The sequence below is a fragment of the Limnobacter sp. 130 genome (assembly GCF_902506325.1).
GTDB lineage: Bacteria > Pseudomonadota > Gammaproteobacteria > Burkholderiales > Burkholderiaceae_B > Limnobacter.
This window is the reverse complement of sequence record NZ_LR732328.1, coordinates 706,248-725,015: the sequence shown is the minus strand read 5'-3', so window position 1 is coordinate 725,015 and position 18,768 is coordinate 706,248. Positions and strand designations below refer to the sequence as shown.

General features: G+C 52.5%; 18 protein-coding genes. 10 read left to right on the top strand and 8 right to left on the bottom strand.

Going from position 1 to position 18,768, the window contains the following annotated elements:
• Positions 1 to 4: 4 nt before the first annotated feature.
• A complete protein-coding gene (locus FRIGORI9N_RS03495; RefSeq protein WP_159568493.1) occupies positions 5 to 2,464 on the bottom strand; it encodes a hypothetical protein in 2,460 nt (819 codons plus the stop codon).
• 126 nt (positions 2,465 to 2,590) lie between these two features.
• On the opposite strand from FRIGORI9N_RS03495, the gene FRIGORI9N_RS03490 reads away from it, so the two are divergent.
• A complete protein-coding gene (locus FRIGORI9N_RS03490; RefSeq protein WP_159568492.1) occupies positions 2,591 to 3,190 on the top strand; it encodes a TetR/AcrR family transcriptional regulator in 600 nt (199 codons plus the stop codon).
• Between the two features lie 4 nt (positions 3,191 to 3,194).
• On the opposite strand, the gene FRIGORI9N_RS03485 is transcribed toward FRIGORI9N_RS03490, so the two are convergent.
• Entirely contained in the window at positions 3,195 to 4,547 is a 1,353-nt protein-coding gene (locus tag FRIGORI9N_RS03485; protein WP_159568491.1) for a DUF4382 domain-containing protein, read from the bottom strand.
• Between the two features lie 395 nt (positions 4,548 to 4,942).
• Between FRIGORI9N_RS03485 and ahpC the strand changes: the two genes are divergently transcribed.
• Together ahpC and ahpF are read left to right on the top strand one after the other, a co-directional pair.
• Entirely contained in the window at positions 4,943 to 5,506 is a 564-nt protein-coding gene (gene ahpC / locus FRIGORI9N_RS03480) for an alkyl hydroperoxide reductase subunit C (protein WP_159568490.1), read from the top strand.
• A gap of 97 nt (positions 5,507 to 5,603) precedes the next feature.
• Entirely contained in the window at positions 5,604 to 7,175 is a 1,572-nt protein-coding gene (ahpF, locus tag FRIGORI9N_RS03475) for an alkyl hydroperoxide reductase subunit F (RefSeq protein ID WP_159568489.1), read from the top strand.
• Between the two features lie 47 nt (positions 7,176 to 7,222).
• On the opposite strand, the gene FRIGORI9N_RS03470 is transcribed toward ahpF, so the two are convergent.
• The 3 genes from FRIGORI9N_RS03470 to FRIGORI9N_RS03460 are packed head-to-tail and all read right to left on the bottom strand — an operon-like array spanning position 7,223 to position 9,569.
• The gene (locus FRIGORI9N_RS03470) at positions 7,223 to 7,546 is read right to left on the bottom strand and encodes a DUF3325 family protein (protein WP_159568488.1); all 324 of its coding nucleotides are present in this window, start codon (positions 7,544 to 7,546) and stop codon (positions 7,223 to 7,225) included.
• Complete coding sequence (locus FRIGORI9N_RS03465; RefSeq protein ID WP_201301400.1) at positions 7,539 to 9,257, bottom strand: PepSY domain-containing protein; 1,719 nt, start codon at positions 9,255 to 9,257, stop codon at positions 7,539 to 7,541. The genes FRIGORI9N_RS03470 and FRIGORI9N_RS03465 overlap by 8 nt, the downstream gene beginning before the upstream one ends.
• A gap of 12 nt (positions 9,258 to 9,269) precedes the next feature.
• Entirely contained in the window at positions 9,270 to 9,569 is a 300-nt protein-coding gene (locus tag FRIGORI9N_RS03460) for an iron uptake protein (protein ID WP_159568487.1), read from the bottom strand.
• A gap of 167 nt (positions 9,570 to 9,736) precedes the next feature.
• Between FRIGORI9N_RS03460 and FRIGORI9N_RS03455 the strand changes: the two genes are divergently transcribed.
• The 3 genes from FRIGORI9N_RS03455 to FRIGORI9N_RS03445 all read left to right on the top strand — a co-directional run bounded on the left by FRIGORI9N_RS03455 (position 9,737) and on the right by FRIGORI9N_RS03445 (position 13,289).
• A complete protein-coding gene (locus FRIGORI9N_RS03455) occupies positions 9,737 to 10,312 on the top strand; it encodes a hypothetical protein (protein WP_159568486.1) in 576 nt (191 codons plus the stop codon).
• A gap of 56 nt (positions 10,313 to 10,368) precedes the next feature.
• Positions 10,369 to 12,294 (top strand): alkaline phosphatase D family protein, encoded by a 1,926-nt coding sequence (locus FRIGORI9N_RS03450; protein ID WP_159568485.1) that lies wholly within the window; start codon positions 10,369 to 10,371, stop codon positions 12,292 to 12,294.
• A 104-nt stretch (positions 12,295 to 12,398) separates the two neighbouring features.
• On the top strand, positions 12,399 to 13,289 hold the full coding sequence (locus tag FRIGORI9N_RS03445) for a DMT family transporter (RefSeq protein ID WP_159568484.1): 891 nt from the start codon (positions 12,399 to 12,401) through the stop codon (positions 13,287 to 13,289).
• A gap of 23 nt (positions 13,290 to 13,312) precedes the next feature.
• On the opposite strand, the gene FRIGORI9N_RS03440 is transcribed toward FRIGORI9N_RS03445, so the two are convergent.
• The 3 genes from FRIGORI9N_RS03440 to FRIGORI9N_RS03430 form a co-directional block, all read right to left on the bottom strand.
• Entirely contained in the window at positions 13,313 to 14,944 is a 1,632-nt protein-coding gene (locus tag FRIGORI9N_RS03440; RefSeq protein ID WP_159568483.1) for a hypothetical protein, read from the bottom strand.
• Positions 14,934 to 15,371 carry a TadE/TadG family type IV pilus assembly protein gene (locus tag FRIGORI9N_RS03435; RefSeq protein WP_159568482.1) on the bottom strand — a complete coding sequence of 146 codons (438 nt, stop codon included), beginning with the start codon at positions 15,369 to 15,371 and terminating at the stop codon, positions 14,934 to 14,936. The genes FRIGORI9N_RS03440 and FRIGORI9N_RS03435 overlap by 11 nt, the downstream gene beginning before the upstream one ends.
• 361 nt (positions 15,372 to 15,732) lie before the next feature.
• Positions 15,733 to 16,308 carry a hypothetical protein gene (locus FRIGORI9N_RS03430; RefSeq protein WP_236550791.1) on the bottom strand — a complete coding sequence of 192 codons (576 nt, stop codon included), beginning with the start codon at positions 16,306 to 16,308 and terminating at the stop codon, positions 15,733 to 15,735.
• Positions 16,309 to 16,441: 133 nt separating this feature from the next.
• On the opposite strand from FRIGORI9N_RS03430, the gene FRIGORI9N_RS03425 reads away from it, so the two are divergent.
• Genes FRIGORI9N_RS03425 through FRIGORI9N_RS03410 form a run of 4 tightly spaced genes read left to right on the top strand, consistent with a single transcriptional unit; the run spans position 16,442 to position 18,766 of the window.
• Positions 16,442 to 16,825: a PA2779 family protein gene (locus tag FRIGORI9N_RS03425; protein WP_236550790.1), complete on the top strand. Its 384-nt coding sequence runs from the start codon at positions 16,442 to 16,444 to the stop codon at positions 16,823 to 16,825.
• On the top strand, positions 16,822 to 17,775 hold the full coding sequence (locus FRIGORI9N_RS03420; RefSeq protein ID WP_159568481.1) for a PA2778 family cysteine peptidase: 954 nt from the start codon (positions 16,822 to 16,824) through the stop codon (positions 17,773 to 17,775). Before FRIGORI9N_RS03425 ends, FRIGORI9N_RS03420 begins: the two co-directional genes overlap by 4 nt.
• The gene (locus tag FRIGORI9N_RS03415; RefSeq protein WP_159568480.1) at positions 17,775 to 18,038 is read left to right on the top strand and encodes a SemiSWEET transporter; all 264 of its coding nucleotides are present in this window, start codon (positions 17,775 to 17,777) and stop codon (positions 18,036 to 18,038) included. Before FRIGORI9N_RS03420 ends, FRIGORI9N_RS03415 begins: the two co-directional genes overlap by 1 nt.
• A complete protein-coding gene (locus tag FRIGORI9N_RS03410; RefSeq protein WP_159568479.1) occupies positions 18,035 to 18,766 on the top strand; it encodes an SDR family oxidoreductase in 732 nt (243 codons plus the stop codon). Before FRIGORI9N_RS03415 ends, FRIGORI9N_RS03410 begins: the two co-directional genes overlap by 4 nt.
• The last annotated feature ends 2 nt before the right edge of the window (positions 18,767 to 18,768 follow it).

The following is an 18,768-nucleotide window of genomic DNA, read 5'->3' as shown; positions in this document are numbered from 1 at the left end:
CCCACTATTTCAATGACGGGTTGAACCCGCGAGAGCTGCAAGGCATGCCGTTGCACACATCAATCAATGCACCCTGCTTTTTCAGGAAAGCAGCCTTCATGTCCATGTTTTTTTGTTCATTTCTCGGATGCCCGTGCGGATCGGCACCGTAACCACTGGCCATTGGCTGGTTGTCCAGTGGTGGGGGCGCACTGCCATTGGGGTTGGCCGAGCCATCGGCGTTGGTCATGGGGCCGCTGTCCCAAACGGTCAGCGCATTGCCCACATGGGGATACTTTTTGATGCAGGGCAAACCAAAATAAGGATGATCATCGGGGTGCCTGCGACCAAACGACACATTCGGGAACTGCTCCTGTTCAGCACGCACTGCGGGGTGCACTTGCTTGAGCACCGCTGGCCCGCGCTGGGCGGAAGGCCCACCCACCACCGCCGGGCATTGCAAGGGCGCTTCAATGGTGCGTGCCATGACCTCGGCAGTGTTCATGTACACCTGATGATCTGCAAACGCCGGGATCAGCAACACGCGCTTGTTCGGGCGGGTTCCGGGCAACTCCCGGCCTGGCACCAAACTCCAGGCGTAACCATTGTTCTCGCCCCGGTCCCACAGCATTTGAATCAGCGAAAGAATGAATTGTTGATCCAGCGAGGCCGGATAAGCCTCGTAAAAAGCAGGGGCATACGGTGCAAAATCAACAGACCGCTGCAACAAGGTAGAATACGCCATGCCCGGCACACCCAGTGTCGCGGCTTGAATATCCGGTGAAATGGCAGTGACGGGTCCACCGTTGATGCCGCCTTGCGAATTGCCATCGTAAAAAAGTTCGCTGCGGTCAATCAGGCATTTGCCGTCTTTCTGAAAAGCAGGATGCGTGCAAAAACCATTCACGGAAATCATGGCACGCCCAAGCATTGTGAAGTTCAGGAACCCTTGCTGCAGGCGATCGGTTAAACGGTTAAAACCACTGAAATCGGCCAACATCGCTACAGTGCTGGCCAGGTCACCACCAGCTGCATCCCAGAATGGATCGTACTTGCGGTTGTCATCCGGGTCGTCAGGCTGGTTGCCCGTGGCCAAGCCTGCCCAGTCCACCATGCAGAACAAAAAGTTGTGGCGTTCGGCCATGGCCCGCACATTCAAATCATAGGTGTTGCCTTCATCGCGCGAGCCCAACAAACCGTGGCCGTACAACGAGGCACGCGCTGGCTCGCCGGTATCCAGATTCTTGCGGGCGATTGAACAAATGAAAGGCACGCTGGCATTCGGTGTCAACGGGTTGCGTTGGGGCAATGCGGTGGCCGGGCTGCCCGTGGGCACCAGTGGGTAGTTGTAAGTGCCGCCCGACAAACAATTGGGGCTGGTGAGAAAACACGGCACATCAATATGCCCCCGAATTCGACGGGCGGTAATTTCACTGGCGGATCCGTTTTCAGGGTTTTCAATAACGGCATCAATGGTGAAGTTGGGCGATTGTTGTGCAGTGGCTTCAATGGATACATCGCGCGCATGAATTAAGCGCTCCGTGAGATTGCGACCCGAGGCCACTGTGAAATCCCAGGCCAGGTAAAGGTTGTCCCGTTCAACCCCGGCCATGCTCAACACACTGAATATATTTTCCATCAGCGGCTTGCGCGCATTTTGTGCCGCGTTGGCCAAGGGCAAACCATCTCGATAGGCTTTGAACACTGAACCGGGCTCGATGTTGTCGCCCGCACTGTTTTTCAGGTTGCGCAGGGCCACAATGTAACGGCGACCCGGTTCCAGGTTTTTCGCGACCCGAATAAGCAAGGCAGGGCCAGGCTCTGCATTGGGCAAATTCAATTGACCTTGCGTAATGTTGGCATCGAGCTCGGCCCAAATCAGCTGCTTTTTCAAAGTCAGCGTGTCGATCAATACGATCGGCTGATTGCGCTGCAAACTTGCTTCGATATGGGTAATGGGTACAGCACCCGTTTTTTGTAAATCCAGACCAGGCACGCGCGCCAAGATGGGCTGTCCTGGAGAAAATCCGTCGTTGCGGTTCCAGTCTGTGGGGTCAATTGGTTTGCCCACAATATTTTTAGGCATGGCCAACACATTCAAATTCACCCGCATTTTGGTGTCAGTTTGGGTGTCGGCTGTCGTGAAGTAATTGTTTGGAAACGGGAACAGGCAATAAGCTGGGTCCAGTGGATCACAACGCTCGGCACCCGCTGGTGCTGCACCTGTTCCTGCTGGCTCGGCTCGAACAACCGGGTCTTTGGGAAACAGGGGTGGCGAACCCCCACCACTGTTACTCCCGTCACCCTCGCCATCATCGTCCGAATCACCAGGATTGTCTGAATCCACAGGCGTATCAGATTCTTCCTCGTTGGGATTGGTCATTGTGGGGCTGTCGGTTTGCGGCGAACCAGAATCACCCATGCACCCGCCCAATAGCACAGCCCAAACCAATACAATGGCCCCACCCCAGTTTGTCGTCCTCATGTCTCTCTCTTTTAGCGTGGGGTCTTGTGTTCGACCCTTAAGTTACATTACTGTAACCAAAGATTAATTTAAGAAGCTGTAATATGTCTAGTGTAGTTTTTCCACTGTAAATTCAACGAGTTAAACATGTTAAAACAAGCGCAAACCCGCATGAAACCTGAGGATCGAGAGCGTCAATTGCTCGAGGTTGCGCAACGCATGTTTGTGGAAAGCGGCTACCAAGGCGCGGCCATGGAAGACATTGCCAAGGCTGCAGGTGTGACCCGGCCAGTGGTGTACAAACTGTTTGGCAACAAAGACGGCGTGTACCTGGCATGCCTGAAGAAAGCCCGCGACGTGCTCAATGCTTACATTGTTGATCACGCCTTGAAAGGCGAAGGTTTGCAAGGTCGCTTGCGTGGAGGTATCGAGGGCTATTTTGCCTTTGTTGAATGCGAGCGCGATGCGTTTCGTTTTCTCTACGACAGTGGTGCCGCAGTGGCAGGACCCGCCTCGGTTGCAGCCAGTCAACTGCGTTTTGACACAGTCAATCGCATTGCAACGTTGCTGAGTGATCTGAAAGGTGTGGTGTCTGACGAAGAAATTGTAGCCACAGCCCACGCCTTGTCGGGCGCGGGTGAACAACTGGCGAAGTGGTGGTTAACGCAGCCCCTGGTGCCCAAAGCCACGGTGATCAACACCATGTTTAATCTGCTTTGGGCGGGGCTGGCTCAACACCAGGGTTGAATAATCAAGGTGCTGGTGCGCTTGAGAAATCGAAGTCATTGGTGATGACTTCACGAGGCGCATCTACGGTGCCCACAAATCCGGGATCAAAACTGGCTGCTGCAGTTTGTACCACCGGTGTTAAATCCACGGGCTCGGCAATGGCCATGACCATGTAATCCCCTTCCACTGCGGTGTCGATGGTGAAGTTGAACGTGCCAGTTGATGTGTACGGCGCTACCTCAGGCGCATCCACCGGCAAGGTGAATGAGTAGCCAGCCGTGTCTCCCATGCCGGTCACCATGCCAGCCGAGTCAAAGGTTTCATACGACAGCTGAGCCGAATTGATCAGCACAGTGGCACCCACAGACAAGGTTTGCGTAATGTCCACAAAAGTGGCGGGCTTCATATCGTCGGTGTTGGTCACTGTACCAACCGCATCACCTTCAACAGTTGCTGGCAGCAACACAATTTCATTCTCGTCAACCGCGGTAGTTGAATCTGGATCCAGGTTCACCAATTCGCCCTCGGGTACCACCACATCGGTGACCACTTTGGTGACGAAACCAGGCGCTGTGAACACCAAATCATAGGTGCCGGGCGTAACCTGCGCCAGAATGAAGTTGCCGTTCTCATCAAGGTCTGTTGACTCGATTGGCGCAGTGGCACGAACCACTTCACCATCTTGCTGAAGAGAAACACTCACACCCTCGGGCACCAGGGCATCGGCCACAGAACCACGCACGCCCGACGACAAACGGGGAATCGCTGTGAGCACCGGTTTCAGCAAAAAGTTGCCTGAGCCACCGGCCTCTACCACCGACTGACATGCATCAAAATCAATCAGCAAATCGGCCACCTGCCCCTCGGCCACATCAATGCCCACATTGATCTTCACACCGCTTTGCTGGCCACTCGGTGTTTTCAAATCTTCGAAACCACCGGCGCTAAATACCACATGGTTGGGTGCGCGGCTTGGGTCTGCGTCGGGATCAAATTCAATGTCGGCAGGATCGGCAGTCGCATTGTCCACCAATACCAAACGAACCTGCTGCACCCGACCAACAGGCAAGGTGACCTCGCCAAGTTCCTCGATCACGCCATTCTGTAAATCAAGCAAATCAATTTGACGCGGCTGTTCCAGCACCACTTCCGACCAGCCCGCACCATCGGGTTCTGCGTTGGCGCTGTTGTTCACCCGAATGCGATCAACGGTCACAAAGACATTGTCGTAACCACAAGACGGTGCATCGGTCATTGCGGTACGCAATGTACCTGTTCCGGCAGAATCATCGCCACCGCCTCCACACGCTGCAACGAACAGTGCCGCACAGGTAACCGCCAATGTGGATTGAATGAATGTTTTTCTCTTGTGCATCGCTATCTCCTTGAATGCCCGTTGAAATTGGAATTAACTGATTTCGGGCGATCCATAACTAACGCGCTCAAAGATACTCACGTTTACCAGTTCAAGATTCGAAAATATTGCAACGCAACAGAAAAAATTCCTTTTGGCATTTAACTCGATCAATCAATCAAATTTTTAGAGTTATTCTTCAAAACAATTCTCAATTTCATTTTTTCAATAAATTGCTGAAACCCTTTTCCCTTTTGAACTAGAGACTTATTTCCACATACAGTGAGAAACATCATTCAATAGCTTTTATGAATCAATACAATTAATCCATTAAATTTTGCAATCGCACAATATTTTGGTTAAAATGGCATGGAATTAAATTACTAACTGTTCATTAACTTTTTGGAGGACTGCAAATGTCTCTGATCAACACCACAATCAAGCCGTTCAAAGCCACTGCGTACTGGAATGGCAAAGAAATCAACCTGACCGAAGCCGACGTGCTGGGCAAGTGGTCCGTTTTCTTCTTCTACCCTGCCGACTTCACATTCGTATGCCCCACTGAATTGGGCGACCTGGCTGACCAGTACGAAGAATTGAAAGCCATGGGCGTGGAAGTGTTCTCTGTGTCCACCGACACCCACTACACCCACAAAGCCTGGGCTGACGCCACAGAAACAATCGGTAAAATCCGCTTCCCAATGATCGGTGACCCCACCGGCCAGATCACACGTAACTTCGACGTGATGATTGAAGAAGAAGGTTTGGCACTGCGCGGTACATTCGTACTCGACCCACAGGGCGTGATCAAGGTCATGGAAGTGCACGACCTGGGCATTGGCCGTGACGCATCTGAACTGAAGCGCAAAATTCAAGCCGCCCAGTACATCGCCAAGAACCCAGGCCAGGCTTGCCCAGCCAAGTGGAAAGAAGGCGACGCCGCTTTGACTCCATCACTGGACCTGGTTGGCAAGATCTAAATTCAAATCACCTTTGAATTGGTAGTAGTAAACCGCTCCCCACAAGGGAGCGGCCCCATGTTCAAAAACACATGAAGAACATCCCCCGGAGTACCCCATGCTCGACGCAAACATCAAACAACAACTGAAGACCTATCTGCAGATGCTGCGGCACCCCATTGAATTGGTGGCCTCGCTCGACAACAGCGACAAAGCGCGCGATATGGAACAGCTTGTACAAGAAATCGCAGAGTGTTCAAACCAGGTTTCCGTGCGCCTGGACGGCGACTACAACCTGCGCCCCTCCTTCTCGATTGCCAAGCAAGGCGAAGAAGGCCGCGTGCGTTTCGCCGGTTTGCCCATGGGCCATGAATTTACATCGCTGCTACTGGGCTTGCTGCACGTGGGTGGACACCCACCCAAGGTGGAAGCAGACGTGATTGAACAAATCAAGGGTTTGCAGGCACCCGCAAATGGCGCTCACTTTGAAACCGTGATTTCGTTGAGCTGCCACAACTGCCCGGATGTTGTTCAGGCATTGAACACCATTGCCGCGCTGAACCCGGCTTTCAGCCACACCATGATTGATGGTGGCATGTTCCAGCCACTGGTGGAGCAGCGCAAGGTGATGGCCGTGCCCACCGTGTTTCAGGGCACCCAAGGTGACAGCAACGAAAGTTTTGGCTCAGGTCGCATGACGCTGGAAGAAATTATCGCCAAGCTGGACACTGGCGCTGCTGAAAAAGACGCAGCCAAACTGAACGCCAAAGGCGAGTTTGATGTGTTGATTGTAGGCGGTGGTCCAGCAGGTGCTGCCGCTGCAATTTACGCCGCGCGCAAAGGCGTGAAAACCGGTGTGCTTACCGAGAAATTTGGTGGCCAGGTATTGGATACGCTCGGCATTGAAAACTTCATTTCCGTGAAAGAAACAGAAGGCCCAAAACTGGTGGCTGCACTGGAACAACACGTGAAGGAATACGACATTGACGTGATGAGTTTGCAACGCGCCAAAGCCTTGCAAAAACTTGCGGATGGCAAGGTTGAAGTGGAGCTGGAAAATGGCGCCAAGCTGACCAGCAAAACCATTATTCTAAGCACCGGCGCACGCTGGCGCGAAATGAATGTGCCCGGCGAAGCCGAATACCGCAACAAAGGCGTGGCGTATTGCCCCCACTGCGATGGCCCCCTGTACAAGGGCAAGCGCGTGGCGGTGATTGGTGGTGGCAACAGCGGTGTTGAAGCCGCTATTGATTTGGCCGGCATTGTGAAAGAAGTAACCCTGTTTGAATTTGACACCAAGTTGAAAGCCGACGCGGTGCTGCAGAAAAAACTGAACAGCTTGCCAAATGTGCGGGTGATTTTGAATGCGCTGACCACCGAGGTGAACGGCGACGGCAGTAAGGTGTATGGCCTAAGCTACAAAGACCGCACCACTGATGAAGTAAAGCAGGTTGAACTGGAAGGCATTTTTGTTCAAATCGGTTTGCTGCCCAACACCGACTGGTTGAAAGGCACGCTGGAATTGAGCAAACACGGTGAAATCGTGGTGGACCACAAAGGCCACACCAGCATGGAAGGCGTGTTTGCCGCAGGCGACTGCACCACAGCGCCTTACAAGCAGATCATCATCGCCATGGGCGAAGGTGCCAATGCCTCCCTGGCGGCATTTGATCATTTGATTCGTCAGTAAACTGGCGACTTGAAAAAAGCCCGCTGGCAACAATCAGCGGGCTTTTTTTATATCTTCTGGTTAAGTGGACAAACCACTTTCAACACACCAGGCCTGTTGGCAAGCGCAAAGGCCACCGCCACAGCCGCCCCAACCATCAACATAATCCACACCAGCGCGGCAATCGAAGGCCTGTCAGCCACCAAACACACCACCAGTGATACCAACAAAGCGGTGTAACCCAACACCTTCAGTGCCACTCGGGGTGGGCGACTTTCGGCCAATGGAATCTGCTTCACTTGAGCCCAATGCACGTCCATGGACAATGCCAGCCAAGCCATGCCCACCATGCTGAGCAAGGCAGCGGCAGTTAGGTAAAGTGCTTCAGGCATGGGCCACCTCGCCCGCTTTGGATTCAGTCTGCTTCTCGCCTTTTGAAGTCAATGCAGGTATGCCACGCTCGCGCCGCGCAAGTTTCAACGCCGCCCAGCCACCAATGAAGGCACACGCCAACAGGCTTAAATCAACACCAGCCACAGGCCAATAAGTGTCGGTGAAAATTGTTTTAAACAAGTGATCTCCGGTGGTGGCCCAATTCAACGCCACTGCTGAAATACTGAGTGCCACAACTCCCCAGCATTGCTCGCGCCAGGCCGGGTTGAACAAGCCGAGCGCTACGGGTGCGCTGCGAACATAAGCGTGCAGAAAGCTCAAAGCCCAAACAGTCCAGAAAGCTGCTTTTTCCCAATCGGCTTTGCCCAACATGTCTGGTGGCAAAATGCGATTCATCACCAACATGCCCACTGCGGCCATCACCATACCGGTTACGGTGGTTACTGCCAGTGAGTCGACCACTCGGCTGGCATTGCTGCCACTTTTTGCGTGCTGAGTCTTGCGTTTTTCAACAAAGAAAACAAAGCCGGTTGCGATACACACAGCACCCAATAAACCACCCAACACATACAGCCAGCGAAGAAACCAGTGTTCAAAGTGCTGCAAATGCAGACCTGTCAAAAATTCATTCACCTCCGAAACAGACGTGCGTGGCGGGTCTTCACTAAGCACTTCCCCGGTGCTGGTTTTAAAATGAATACCCTCTCCCACCAAGGCAACCCGGTCGCTGCCTGCGCGGTAAATGCTCACATAACTGTTGGCATCGCCCACATGGTGCATCACCAGGAATCCCACTTCCCCGGCCATGTCGCGGTCTGCCCAATGGCGCTTGGCCTCTTCCACCATGGCATCCACACTGCTCATTGTGCCGGGAACACCCGCAGCATCATGTGGCAACCCAGTGGAGGCAGCCTCGTGAATTTCATGCTGTTTGTGAAGCGGATCGAGCATGGTGCTGGTCACGGGCAAGAAATAAAAGCTGGCGAAAATGACCAAACCCGTGAATGCAAAAAAGAAATGAAATGGCAAAGCCACCACACCGGTGAGGTTGTGTAAATCGAGGCTTGCGCGCTGAGTTCGCTTCCAGGGGCGAAAAGTGAAAAACTCGCGGAACACCTTGCGGTGCATGATGACCCCCGTGACCAGCGCCGCAAGCATCATCAAAGCGGCCAAGCCCACAATCCAGATACCCAAATTTTTCCACTTCAACTGCAGGCTGTAGTGCATGGGGTAAAACCAGTGGCTGCCAATTTTCAGTTTGTCGTCTGGCAACACTGCGCCCGTGCGCGGATCAAGCGTCACATTTTTGTGAATGTGATTGTGATCCTCGGGGTTTTTGGCCAGTGGCACACCGTAACCCACGCCCGCCGCCAAAACAGGGTCGCGGTGGGTCACATAGGCCCAGTATTCGTCTACAGGCAATTCAGTGCGCGGAGTCATTTCGCCTTTGGCTGGGTCGTGCAGCCTTGGCATGTTCGTGGCGTAATCCACCTCATCGGGTTCAAGCTGTTGCAAGGCGGGCAACAATATATTGTCAAACGAGGGCATGGGCTGGGCTTCAAAGCGTGTTTCGGGAATGGCCCAACGGTCTATTTCACGGTCGAACACCGACAGTGATCCGAAGAAAAAACAGACCATCAACACAAAACCCAACACCAAACCAAACCAGGTGTGCACCCAAGTCATGGACAAACGGAAATTACTTAACACCCCACTACCCCTTCAAGACAACATGGTTTGTTGAATCAACCAGGCCGACAGAGTCATCACAGCCCCACCCCCAGCCAATACAGCCCATACACGGGCCACACTGCGGCAGGCAAATGCCCACAGAAACACGCCAAGAAACACCAAAAATGCCAGCATGAGTATTCCGGTTTCAGCCTCGTGAAAATCGACCCCCAATGCCGCCAGCCCGGCGATACCCAAGGAAGCAAAGCCCCAGGTAAATGCATAGCCGCCAAGCAGTGCGCTCAAAATTCGATTAGTTACCCAAAGATTCACGCCGCCAGCCTTGTTCATTCACAAAACACTCGTAATTTTTAATGAACAGTAATGATAATTATTCCCACTTATTAAATCAATTGATCAAGTGATTTAATTTGCCTATTGTTGTCTTCAAGAAAGCGAGGCCGGGGTCATCTGCTAGCATCAAACAGTTGTAACCTGATTCGCCAAAACCAATGTCCATGCTGAAACTCAATATCGGGGCAATGCTGATCCTGTTGGCAAGCCACACGGTACACGCCCAAACCCCCACCCCGCCCCTGGTTGACGAAAGTGAATTGCGCACCTGCCTGCAGCTTGAACAACAAGGCCTGAAACGATTCAACACCCTTGAACAACGCGCCAGCGACCTGCGTGGCAGCGAAAAACTACTGAACGAACGACGTGTTGCCCTGCGGAATCAGCAAACAAATCTGAACACAGGCAAACCGGACAAGAACGAGGTGGATGGTTTTAACGAGGATGTGAACACCTTCAATTTGCAAGCCGACCAACTGAATGCTGACAAGGCGGTCTTCGAAAATGATTCCCGCAGCTACGACGACTGGATCAACAACACCCTGAAGCCGGCCTGCAACAAGGTCAGCAACAAAGCAGTCAACCCGGTGACCTCCTATTACGCCTGCGGCTTTGATGGCACACAAGCACTCAGCGAAACCCCACACTGCAAAACTTTGCCCAACCTTGATCAATTGAAAGCGTGTATTCAAAAGGCGGGCAGCAAGGCCAAAGCGCAGGAAAGCTGTCCACCAAATTAATAGTAAAACGTTGATAGGGATTGTGTATTTTTACCCCACCTCACCCCAGTCGCAGTATGAGCATCAACACCCTTCTGGCCGGCCCTGTATTGCGCCGCATGCAAAGCGAGCGAATTACACTGTGGTTGGCAACCTCCAAGCCCGTGCAATGGCGGCTTGCCCTGTTTCCAGACAAACACGATTCGCAAGTGCATGAAATTCGCGGGCATTGCCGTGAACTGAAGGTGGCAGAACATTTCTACGTTCATTTGATCGATCTGCCCCTGAGTATGCCCTTGCCCACTGACAGCTGGGTGGGCTATGAACTCAGCTACAAAAACGACACAGACGGTGAGTGGATCAACCTGACCCAGGAATCCCCCCACTTGCTTTATCCCGGTAAAAGCACGCTGGGCTTTGTCATTCACAGCCGGGTTCAAAGTGTTTTGCACGGCTCGTGTCGAAAGCCCCATTACGCACGCCAGGAAGGCACATCCGCAGGCGACGGACTGGTTCGGGCCGACCAGCATTTGCTTGAACTGGCTGACACACCCACCGAGTGGCCGGCACTATTGATGATGGGCGGCGATCAAATTTACACCGACGATGTGGCTGGCCCCATGCTGGTGGCCATACACCGCTTGCTTGATGAATTGAATTCACCCGCAGAGCACCTGCCCGGCACACAGTTGGAGACCAGCCACACCCTTCACCGTGAGCAGCCGCATTACTACACACGCGACCAGTTGCTGCCCAAAACAAAAGCCAACAAAGACATTCGCGCGGTGCTGTTTACAGGTGTAAAAAAACCGGTATTCACCACAGACAATGCACGCAATCACCTTATTTCGCTGGCCGAGGTCATGGCCATGTACCTGCTGGTGTGGTCGCCCATTCCATGGCGCTACACAGAAATGACCATTCCTGTGGACGTGCCCACCGAGTTCGCTGAACGCTATGAAGCGCAACTTGAGGCCATGGAAGAATTTGTTGCCGAACTCGATTGCGTACACCGCCTGATGGCCCACATCCCTGTGGCCATGATGTTCGACGACCATGACATTACTGATGACTGGAACCTGAGTGCAGAATGGGAAGCCACTGCCTACAGTGAACCATTTTCACGCCGGATTGTTGGCAATGCTCTGGTGGCCTATCTTGTTTGCCAGGCCTGGGGCAATGCGCCGGAAAACTTTTCCGATGACATGATGAGTCGCTGCGACGAAGCACTTCAATTGCCCGGCGAAGAAGCGCATGAAGAACTGATCACTGAACTGATTGCCTTCCGCAGTTGGCAATACAAGTGGGACACCGAGCCAGCACTGATGGTGGTCGACACGCGAACCAATCGCTGGCGCTCAGAATTCAACCCTGCTCACCCCTCGGGCTTGATGGACTGGGAAGCCCTGTCGGAGTTACAGCAAAGGTTGCTGGGCCATGATGCAGTGTTGCTGGTTTCACCTGCACCGATATTCGGGGTCAAGTTGATTGAAACCATCCAGAAAGTATTCACCTGGTTTGGCAAACCGCTCATGGTCGACGCCGAGAACTGGATGGCTCACCGAGGTGCTGCCAGCACCTTGTTGAACCTGTTTCGGCATGGAAAAACACCACAAAACTTTGTGATTTTGTCGGGCGACGTGCACTACTCATTTGCTTACGAGGTCGAGCTTCGGAGCAAGAAAAACAGCCCCAATATTTGGCAAATTACCAGCAGCGGATTTCGAAACGAATTTCCGCGCAAACTGCTCGACATTCTCGATCGTTTGAACCGCTGGCTGTACGCGCCCTGGTCACCGCTGAACTGGTTCACCAAACGCCGCAAAATGCGGATAGTGCCGCGCAAACCTGAGCACGGCAGCCGTGGAGAACGGCTGGTCAATGGCAGCGGCGTTGGCTTGCTTACGCTTGACGCCAACGGTGCACCGCTAAAAATTACTCAGCTACTGGCCGATGGCGACTCGATCGACTTCCGAAAACGAATGGAAGACGAGGCACATTAGTCGCAATAAATTGTTCAATTGTTTCGGGAATTGCTCTCGGGTCGCCTCACGAACATTGAATACTTCAGCATACTTGCGCATTCACTCACTACCTGCTGAAAACCATGAGTCAAGCCAGTGCGCTACGATTGTTGTTGCTGTCCATGATCTGGGGCTCGTCATTTGTATTTTACAAAATTGCGGCGGCCGACATGGCACCCGCTTTCATGGCGGCGCTTCGGGTTGCCTTTGGTGCCGTATTTCTTGGGGGGTTGTTCGCAATCACCCGAAAACAAACCCAGGTCGCAAAACGCTGGAAGCTGATTGCTGCAATTGCCGTGTTCGCTTCTGCCCTGCCTTTCACCTTGGTGGCTTATGCCTCATTGACCGTAACAGCATCGGTGTTGGTAATTATCAACGCCACAGCCCCAATATGGGCCGCACTAGTGGCACTGGTGTGGACCCGCGCTGTGCCTGCCCCCATGGCCTTGCTTGGGCTTGTTTTGGGCCTGGTGGGCGTTGCAATTATCGTAGGCTTTGATGCAACCACATTGAATACCGAAGGCGCAGAACTTGGCGTGGCGGCTGCACTGGGGGCCGCAGCCTGCTACGGCATTGCGACAAACATGGCAAAGTATTTGGGCAACGACATTGATCCCCTGACCAATGCATTTGGCTGCCTGCTTTTGGGTTCATTCATTTTGCTGCCTTTTGTGCCATTCAACCTGCCCGAACAAATACCGGCAGTCAGTAGCTGGCTTGCCATTCTGGGTGTGGGTATTCTTTGTAGTGGTGTGGCCTACTTGCTGTACTTCAGGTTGGTGATGGACATTGGCCCCACATCAGCGCTGACCGTGACGTTTTTGACACCCGTATTTGGCGTGTTGTGGGGCAATCTGTTTCTGGACGAAACTGTGGGTTGGCACACTTTCATCGGGGGGCTGGTCGTGCTGGCAGGTACCGGCCTGGCTGCAGTGTACGGTCTGCAAAAAATCGAAGCTGTGCCCGTGGATTAACGCCGTCCCGTTGCAACCTTCTTTTATCGGGTCAACACCACGCTTTGACAATCCATGGAATCTACATTGACCACCACATTGTTCAAATCAATACCAAGAACTTGAAGCAATCCATCCAGTATGTCCCCAACGGCACCGAGAATCGGTCTCAAAACTGGCCTTAAAGCAACCAGCAGCGTATTGACCAATCCATTCACAGTCGCTTGTATCAATGGCCCAACAAGAGGAAGGTTAACCCCTAAGTTTAGTTGGGTATTTGACAACAAATTGCCGAGGGTTTGACCCAAATCAAGATCCACTGTTTCCTGGAAAGGAGCCACACCGTCGAAACTCAAGTTGACGGGATCAGCCCTAAGGCTGGTGCTTGCACCAGCGGTGACCCCCGCATTCACCAAGCCCAAGAAGGTGACATTCAAAATGTTCGCTGGTGCACCGCAGGTCAGCGCGCCAACGGTGGTATTCAAGTTTGCAGCGCTTTGCGCAATGCAGACATCTGCCACGGAGGGAACCACGGTCATCTGAACATTGTTTTCAGCCCGTGGATACCGGCATGTCAATTGGTTAACCTCAGCCAAACCACCCGCCACGCGCATCTGCAAGCGCATGTCCAATGCACTGAGACTAATCAGCGCCAAATTCAGGTTCAAAGGCTGTCGAATACGAACACTCAAGGCAACTTGCGCGGTTTTTGCACTTGCTATTGGGTCCTTGAAGGGCATTTTTCGACCCACAAACACTTGGGGCGCCTCGAGAATGTTCACTCCGACATCCAGGTTGAGAAGCCCTGAGGAAATAGGCAGAACGTAGCCCACCCCCTGCACTGAGTTCAGCACCGTCACTTGGATAAGTTCACCCAAATTGACTTCCAGCGGCGTGTTGGTTCGACCCGACAAGTCCAGCGCCAACAAATCGCCCACCGACAAATTGACCCGGTTCAATGGGCCACTCAGTGCACTCAGCAATCCTTCAACCGGCATTTTTTCGGCGTCAGTCGCATTGCCCACCAACAACGAATCCTGGAGTAGTCCAAGCGCCGATACGTTCAGCGAGAGCAGGTCATTCACATTGCCAACGCCCAACTCAGTGGCCAGTGCCAGCAAATCAACACGAATATTGCTATTTAGCAGGCTGCCCCATTGGGCCACATTCAAATTGATCGCACCCCCACCCAATGCAGTCAACAAGCCATTCAATAAAGCGGACTGGCTGGTGCTAACCGACGCCAGGGATGACGCAACCGTCCCCACTATTGTCGGAGCCACTGTCGCCTCTGCAAGAACAGTGACCTCACGGTTAGGCAAAAACGCCAGCAGCCCGTTGACCGGGCGAACAATAGTGACCCTGCTGGTGATGGAATTGTCACAATCGTTGGTGGGTGCGTTGTTGATAATGCACTCAATGGTCAAATCGTCGTCTTGGCTTACGCCGTTGGCCAGGGCAATGGCCTGTGCCTCGGGAAACTCAGGACCATTGGCCATTTGGCGCGCCGCAGTCAAAGCCACCATGTCGGCGACTCCCTGCAAACGGTTTTTTTGCCAGGCCGTGTGGCCCACGGCAAGAACGCCCAAGGCACCCACACTCATGATCAGCACAAACACGGTCAGAATTGAATAGGCGCCGCGTTGTGATTGGTGTGAATTTGGCTTAACCATCATTTGGCTCCACACGTGTTGTGGACTGGGCGGACAAGTTCTCGGGCAAAGGAATAAAGAAGGAATTGCCCACCAAAGGGTTGCGGCTGTAATTGGGATAATCGAGGCGAACTCGAAGGCAGGTGGAATCGCCGCAGGCAAAAGAATTCACAGAAGGCACAACACTTTCACGAAAAGGCCCCACATACGCGGGCAACAAATCTGCAAGTGCATCTCGTGCAAGGGTCTCGTAATCACCGACCGAGAAGCCGCTTCGATACACAGTGGCTTGGCGTGCTGCCTCACTGGTGGTGTTGTTCATGATCAACATGGCACCCAACAGCACCGAGTACTCCACAATCGCGAAAACAACAGCCAATAAAATGGGCAGTGTCAACACCAGCTCAATCATGAGCGCGCCCCGCTGACGTAGATTGGACTTGCTCTTCATGATTGAATGGTCTTTGTCGAAGGGGTTAATCAAAAAGGGTTAACAACACTACCTAAGCACTTTGCCATTCGACACTAAAAATAATAGGAATGAACAGACTGGATTTTATCCTTTTATTTGAACAAAAGAAAAATATTTTATTTACATTTCAGGTACATAAAGATTATCGCAACAACAATTCAAGGAAACATTTAACATTTGTTGATTTAAATCATCAGCGACACGATGTCAGGTCTTTACCTACAAATAACTAATCCTTTTTATAATTTTTTGTCATATCAACCAATTCGGTGAACTGAAAAAAACAAAGCCGGCTATACAGCCGGCTTTAAAAGGCAAAACAAAACTTAAAACTTACAGATTAATCATCCCGGCCTCGGCCATGTTTTCCGTGCCCATGACCGCGGTTGTCATTTTTCCAGTGTTTACCGCCATGCCCACGGTGATCATGTCGATCGTCGTTGCGACGGTATTCACGGCGGTCATAATCTCTGCGGTCATGATCCCGGCGGTCGTAGTGGTCACGGCGATCATAACCGCCACGGTCTACGTAGGTGATGCGGTCCCGATACACATATCGCTGCTCAATGTAGCGGGGGCTGAAGTCGTAGTAGTCGCGAGACCTCACAAAATACACAGGACGTGAACAGGCGTCATAACGACCGCAGTAACGGCCCCACTTTTTGAGGTGTCCGGGTGGCACGTGCAAGTAGACTGGCGCCAGGATCCGCGAAGGGCGAGTCACAATCAAAGGCTGGCCGTACACCAATGCCGGGTAGCGCCCATTGTCAATATTGACAGACCCATACACGCCGGGAAGCACTTCCCCGCCCACGCCAATTGATATATTGACGGCATGAGCCTGCATGGGAGCCAGAGCAAGACCAGTCAAAACAGCAAAACTGGCCGAAAAAATTCTGAATAATCGAGTTTTCATCACAAATCCTCCTTGCGGTGATGTCAACTAAAACGCTTCGGCCATCGTTTGGTTGACTCGGAATAAACGAGCAATAAAGCTTGTTTAACTCTATGATGGTCTTTCCCACACACAAGAATGATGGAGTAATAAAATGACTAAAACTATGCGCGCAACGGCAATGGCAGTTTTGTTGAGCTTTTCAAGCAGCTTTATCGTGGCACCTGCCCACGCAGCGATCGTGAGCACTGAAGAAGCAGTGGCCATGCACCAGCAAGACCGCTCTGAACTCAAGCAATTCTTTGATCGTGAAGACATCGCCAAAGCCCTGCAATCTCATGGCGTAAGCCCAGAGGTAGCCAAGGCCCGTGTTGATTCAATGACCGAAGAAGAAGCACAGAAACTGGCAGCTCACATTGAAAACGCACCTGCAGGTGCCGGCATTGTTGGTGTACTATTTACCGTGTTCATTATTTTGTTGGTAACCGACATTCTTGGCCTCACCAAGGTATTTCCGTTTACCCGATCAGCTCGATGAAATTAAGTTTTTCTAGTACCGCCTGGACCCGCTTGGCGGGTTCAGCAGTACTTGTAGGGCTGTTGGCCTCTTGTTCAATTTTGCCAACAGTCCCGCAAGACCTTCAAAATACCGTCCAGACTCAAGCCCCTGTTGAACTCAAAAATGTGCCGTTTTTCGCGCAGGAAGAGTTTTATTGTGGCCCATCCACACTGGCCATGGTGCTTAACCACGCAGGTGAAAACACTGAACCCAACAAACTGGCTGAACTGGTTTATCTGCCGGGTCGCCAAGGCAGCTTGCAACTTGAAATGCTGGCCGCACCACGCCGCTTGGGCTACTTGAGCTACCAGATAGAACCCAAACTACCCGCGCTGTTTAACGCCCTGAATGCTGGCGCGCCAGTGGTGGTTTTGCTGAATCTGTCATTGCCCATTGCACCACAGTGGCATTACGCCGTGGTAATCGGTTACGAGCCTGGCAGCAACAACATGATTTTACGATCCGGCCCCAAAGAACGTGAACTGATCCCTGTGGCGACTTTCCTGAAACTTTGGGAACGTTCCGAGAACTGGGGCTTCACGGTGATTAAAACCACCGTTGAGCCACCCGCCTACGTGAATGCGCAAGGCTACTTGAATTCGGCCGTTGCACTCGAGCGCTCCAGCCCTGAAAAAGCCGGCCAAGCCTACCAGCAAGGTGCAAGAGCATGGCCCACCGAACCGTGGTTTCACTTTGGCTTGGGCAACCTGGCCTACAGCGCCAAAAATTATGTTGAAGCCGAACAACACTACCGCAAGGCAGTGGGCGTATACCCCGACATGGCGGACGCCTGGAACAACCTGGCCGAAACATTGATCAAGCTCGACCGCAAAAACGAAGCGCGTGCAGCAATCAATAAGGCCATCGCCATTGGTGGTGGGCGCCTGGCTGCCTACAAGGAAACAGCCCAGAAAATCCAGGCTGACTGATGCAAATTGATTGGGCCCAAACACTGGGCTTTCTGGCAGCAGCACTGACCACCTTTTCATTCATTCCACAGGTGGTGTATTGCTGGAAAACACGCGACACCCGAAGCATTTCTTTGGGCATGTACGCGTGTTTTTGTTTGGGTGTGCTGTTTTGGCTGGTATACGGCTTGTTGGTGCAACAATGGCCTGTCGTGGTCGCCAATGCGGTCACTTTGCTACTGGCCAGCTCTATCCTGTTTCTGAAACTGAATCAAAAACCATGATCAAAGCCATCTTGACGGGTCACAGCAAAGGGTTGGGATTGGGTATTGCACGTGCATTGCTGGAACGGGGGCATGCGGTTTTGGGCATTTCCCGCTCACAATGCGATGCGCTTGAACTGCAATACCCCACGCTTTTGCAGCAAATAAGCCTTGATTTGGCCAATTCAGCCTCTCTTGATTGGCTGGAATCCAGCCGTGATCTGAATGATTTCATTGCAAATACAACACAACTGCTGTTGATCAACAATGCCGGACTGGTGTCTCCGATCGGCCCCCTGGGTTCACAGGCAACGCTGGATATTTCTCGCAGCGTACAACTCAATGTCACCGTGCCTTTGGCCATGAGCGCCTTGCTCACCCAAAAAATGCAAAGCCATCAAAAACTACGAATACTGCATGTATCCAGTGGGGCCGCGCAAAGCGCTTACCCTGGCTGGTCGGTGTATTGCGCCACCAAGGCAGCACTCGACATGCATGCAAAGGCGGTTCAACAAGACCAAAGCCCAAATGTGACCATTTGCAGCCTGGCACCCGGCGTCATCGACACTGGCATGCAAACACAAATTCGGGAAACGGATGAATTGCTGTTTCCCAACAAACAACGTTTCATCGAGCTAAAAAACACCAACTCGCTGAGCAGCCCGGAAACAACAGGTGTGCAGTTGGTGCACTACCTGTTGAGCCCGAACTTCGGCAAACTTGCCGTTGATGATCTGCGCGCCCACTGATT